4 protein-coding genes are annotated in these 2,702 nt (G+C 63.4%); 3 read left to right on the top strand and 1 reads right to left on the bottom strand.

All coding sequences use genetic code 11. The features are described 5' to 3' along the window. From EOA22_RS30135 to EOA22_RS30125, 3 genes are all read left to right on the top strand, one after another. Window positions 1-302, top strand: a 302-nt coding sequence (locus tag EOA22_RS30135) for an ABC transporter permease subunit (RefSeq protein ID WP_127390455.1), incomplete at its 5' end; no start/stop codon positions are given. 10 nt (window positions 303-312) lie between these two features. Further along, a complete protein-coding gene (locus EOA22_RS30130; protein ID WP_063169500.1) occupies window positions 313-1,074 on the top strand; it encodes a glucose 1-dehydrogenase in 762 nt (253 codons plus the stop codon). Between the two features lie 301 nt (window positions 1,075-1,375). Next, window positions 1,376-2,086, top strand: coding sequence for a hypothetical protein (locus EOA22_RS30125; RefSeq protein WP_063169499.1), 711 nt, complete (start codon window positions 1,376-1,378; stop codon window positions 2,084-2,086). Between the two features lie 147 nt (window positions 2,087-2,233). Here EOA22_RS30125 and EOA22_RS30120 read toward each other — a convergent pair. Beyond that, on the bottom strand, window positions 2,234-2,702 hold a 469-nt coding region (locus tag EOA22_RS30120; protein ID WP_127390454.1), incomplete at its 5' end, for an aldehyde dehydrogenase family protein.

The following is a 2,702-nucleotide window of genomic DNA, read 5'->3' as shown; positions in this document are numbered from 1 at the left end:
TCGAGGCGTCGAGCGATCTCTACGCGACGCCGTTGACGACGTTCCGCTCGATCGTGCTGCCGCAGGTCATGCCGGCGGTCGTTGCCGGCTTCCTGCTCGCCTTCACCTTCTCCTTCGACGATTTCATCATCGCCTTCTTCGTCGCCGGCGCGCAGACGACGCTGCCGATCTATGTCTTCGCGTCGATCCGGCGCGGCGTGACGCCGGAGATCAACGCCATCGCGACGATCGTGCTCGTCGCTTCCGTGCTGCTCGTGGTGCTTGCCCAATGGCAGTTGCGCCAGCGCAAGCCGTCGAACTGAAAGCCGCATCATGATCCTCAAAGACCGCATCGCCGTGGTGACAGGCGCCGGCTCCGGCATCGGGCGCGCCGGCGCCATGATCATGGGCAGGGAAGGCGCGGTGGTCGTCATCGCCGACAGGGATCAGGCCGCCGGCGAAGCAACGGCTTCGGACATCCGCGCGGTCGGTGGCCAAGCCGAGGCGATCACGACCGATGTCGCTGATGATGCGGCGGTCGAACAGCTCATTGCCGGCACGCTCGACAGGCATGGGCGCATCGACATCCTGCACAATCACGCCGGCATCCAGATCGGCGGCACGCTGACCGAAGTGGAGGTCGGCGGCATGGATGCCTCGTGGCGGGTCAATGTGCGGGCGCAGTTCCTGGCGGCGAGACAGGTCATGCCCTCGATGATCGCGCAGGGCGGCGGGGTCATCCTCAACACCGCCTCCAATTCGGGCGTGTTCTACGACCGCGAGATGATCGCCTACGCAACCTCCAAACATGCGGTGGTGGCGATGACACGGCAGATGTCGCTCGACTATGCCCGTCACAATGTCCGCATTAACGCGCTCTGTCCGGGCTGGGTCGACACGCCGTTCAACGAACCGTTCATCGCCCAGATGGGCGGACGCGGGGCGATCGAAACCTATGTCCGCACCAAGATCCCGATGGGCCGCTGGGCCAGCGCCGATGAGATCGCCGAAGCGATCCTGTTCCTTGTCTCCGACCGTTCATCCTTCATGACCGGCCAGGCGCTGGTAATCGACGGCGGTGAAAGTATCGGCTGAGCCTTTTGCTTTCGCTATCAACTCCCCTGTTTTCAAAGCTTGTCCGATATACCACGCAAAGACTTTCACCCATGCCGCTGCTTGCCCGCAGGACTATAGTCCTGCCGGCATGGGACTTCAGTGCCATGGCCGTCCAAGAGCGTGAATTTGTGTTTGATATCAGTCGGTTAAGTTTCTGGCCGGGTGCCAGATCGCGTATTGAGACAGCATTTGTCTAAAGTTTACTCTGCACTATTAGCAATTCCTCATAGGACGGTCGCTTAGCGGTCGGGCCAGGGCGACGATTCCCGAGGAGATTACCATGACAAACCGGAAAACTCTGCTGGCGGCGCTTGCCGCATTGGCGCTCCTGGCATCTCCGGCGCTCGCCGGCAATGGGCACGGCGGTGGCGGTGGCAATGCCGGAGGCAACGGGCACGGCAACGGCGGTAGCAATGGCAACGGCGGCGGCAATGGCAAGAGCGGCGCTTCGCACGGCAAGTCGTCGTCGGCCCCCGGCCAGGTGGCCAAAGCGGACGACACCACGGTCGACAAGACCACCAAGGTCTCGTCCGTGCCCAAAGGCAAGAACATCCACGCCAAGCTTGGCCGGGTGAGCTCGCTGAAGCGCAACATCAATGCCTATATGAACTCGAAGAGCAAGAAATTCGCCGCCCTTCAGGCATTCGTGACGCAGTCCGCCAAAGCCAAGGTCGCTCAGGCCGCCGCCGACGCAGCACAGGCTAAGCTGGATGCGCTGACGTCCCTGACACCCGATCAGATTGCCGCGATGTCGCCCGAAGATCAGGCGGCCCTGCCTGGGAAGATAGCTGCTCTGCAGGCCGAGGTCGCTGCCGACAACGCTGCTGCTGCTGCGGCCGCGGTCGGCACCGATGATGCATCGCTCGACGCGGCATTGGCGGATATGGCCAACAAGCCCGTCGACGCCGCGGTCACGTCCTGGGCTCAAGACGTCCTTGCCGGCAAGATCGACCAGACGGCTGCCGCGATGCAGACGGAAACGACGCCGTAACGAACCGCCGCCGAAACGGTAGTGGTCAGTCAAAGAAGATGCCGCCGGGTTTCACTCGGCGGCATTGCCTTTTCCCGCTCATGGTCGGGCTGGCTATCCAGGGATAGCCACCGAGCTGGCGTCCAGGGATAGCCAGGCTCGAAACACTCAGACGTGCTTGCGGCCGCCGGTTTCGCGGAACCAGCTGTCGGGATAGGGATACCACCAGTCCTGGATCGCAGGCTTGTGGTCGATGATCACCATTTTGGAGCGGCGGAAGGCGTCGAGCCCCTGGCGTCCGAGCTCGCGGCCAAGGCCCGAGGCCTTCCAGCCGCCGAACGGCAGGGCATCGTTGTCGATCAGCGGGTTGTTGACCCAGACCATGCCGGCTTCGAGCCGTTCAGCCGCCTCGTGGGCTTCGGCCAGATTCGATGTGAACACCGAAGCGCCGAGCCCGAACGGGCTGTCATTGGCAAGCCGGATCGCCTCGTCGAAATCCCTGACCCGGCAGATGGCGGCGACGGGTCCAAAACACTCTTCGCGCACGATCGCCATATCAGGGGTGACGCCGGTCAGGATGGTCGGTTCGTAGAACCAGCCGATGTTGTGCGCCGGCGGGATGCGCGCGCCGGTCACC

Source organism: Mesorhizobium sp. M7A.F.Ca.US.014.04.1.1 (genome assembly GCF_003998745.1).
GTDB lineage: Bacteria > Pseudomonadota > Alphaproteobacteria > Rhizobiales > Rhizobiaceae > Mesorhizobium > Mesorhizobium ciceri.
This window is presented reverse-complemented; position numbering and strand designations above follow the sequence as displayed.

Excerpts from the sequence above, each read along its gene's own strand:
- EOA22_RS30125 (WP_063169499.1), top strand. The coding sequence starts at position 1,376 with ATGACAAACCGGAAAACTCTGCTGGCGGCGCTTGCCGCATTGGCGCTC.
- EOA22_RS30130 (WP_063169500.1), top strand. The coding sequence starts at position 313 with ATGATCCTCAAAGACCGCATCGCCGTGGTGACAGGCGCCGGCTCCGGC.